The organism is Methylorubrum podarium (assembly GCF_022179745.1).
In the GTDB taxonomy this organism is placed as follows: domain Bacteria; phylum Pseudomonadota; class Alphaproteobacteria; order Rhizobiales; family Beijerinckiaceae; genus Methylobacterium; species Methylobacterium podarium.
In genome coordinates, this window is record NZ_BPRD01000687.1 from 1 (window position 1) to 1,389 (window position 1,389).

A 1,389-nucleotide genomic window follows, 5' to 3' on the forward strand; every position below is an offset into this window, starting at 1 on the left:
TTGCCGGTGCCGTAGGCGAGCCCGCGGGCGAAGCTCCCCGACCGCTCGCACAGCAGCACCGGCCGCTCCGGCGGCAGGACGGAGAGGAGCTGGAGCGCGGCCATGGTGCCGCTGAACCCCGCGCCGATCACCGCGACGGGGGGCAGGCTCGCCTGACGGGACATCGTGAACGTTCCTGCGCTCGCTCTCCCTGCCGTACCTCAGCGCGTCGGCGGATCCCAGACCGGAAGCGCCGCGGCATTGACGGCGCGCGGCAGGAGCCCTTCGGCGCGGAAGGCGTCGGCGATGGTCTGCTGCTCGGACAGGCCCTCGCGGCTCACCGGCTCGACCCGATAGGAGCGGCGGGTATTGGCCCGTTTCACGACCTCGGGCTCGATCTTCCACAGGGCGGCCAGCCGCGCGGCGGCCGCGTCCGGGTTGGCCTTCACCCAGACCCCGGCCTCGCGCAGCTTGGCGACGAGGAGGGTCAGGACGTCGGCGCGCTTCTCCGCGTAGGCGTCGGAGGCGAGGTAGTAGCGCTTGTAGGAAGAGAGGCCGGTGCCGTCCCGCAGGATGCGCGCCCCGGCCTGGATCTGCGCGGCGGAGAGGAACGGGTCCCACGCCACCCAGGCATCGACGCTGCCGCCGGCGAGCGCACTGCGCCCGTCCGCCGGGGTGAGGTAGGCCGGGGTGATGCTCTTGAACGGCAGCCCCTCCGCCTTCAGCGCGGCAAGCAGCAGGTAGTGGCTGCCGGCGCCCTTGGTGACGGCGACCTTGCGGCCCTTCAGGTCGGCCACGGTCTTCAACGGGGAATCGCCCGGCACCAGGATCGCCTGCGCCTCCGGCGAGGCCGCCTCCTGCGCGATGTAGGTGATCCTGGCATTCGCGCCCTGCGCGAAGACCGGCACGGTGTCGGCGACGTCCGCCGAGACGTCGATGCGGCCGACATTGAGCGCCTCCATGATCGGCAGGCCGCTGGTGAATTCGTGCCAGGAGACGGTGACGCCGAGCGGCTTCAGGGCCGTCTCAAGACTGGCGTCCTCGCGCAGGAGCGCGATCAGCGCCGAGGAGCGCTGGTAGCCGATGCGCAGGGTGGATTCCTCCGCCACCGCCGGCGAGCGGCTGAGACTGAGACCGAGCGCGAGGCCGGCGAGGACGAGGCGGGTGGCGGACCGGCGGTTCATGGGGGCTTTTCGTTTTTTTGGAGGAGGCCGATGCAGCGGCATGTCCCCTCCCCCTTGCGGGGAGGGGTTCGGGGTGGGGGTAGTGCAGAAGGCACCGCACCGCCTCATCCTGAACCCCCCCCACCTCCTGCCTCCTCCCCACAAAGGGGAGGAGCGGAGCGACGGCGGCCGAAGCGATCGGGCGGATGGGGTAGGAGCTGAAAGGCCTCCTACGGCACCACGCGGG

General features: G+C 71.7%; 1 protein-coding gene. It reads right to left on the bottom strand.

From position 1 onward, the window contains the following. Positions 1-200 precede the first annotated feature (200 nt). The gene (locus MFF42_RS25825) at positions 201-1,163 is read right to left on the bottom strand and encodes an aliphatic sulfonate ABC transporter substrate-binding protein (protein WP_238258816.1); all 963 of its coding nucleotides are present in this window, start codon (positions 1,161-1,163) and stop codon (positions 201-203) included. Between the last annotated feature and the right edge of the window lie 226 nt (positions 1,164-1,389).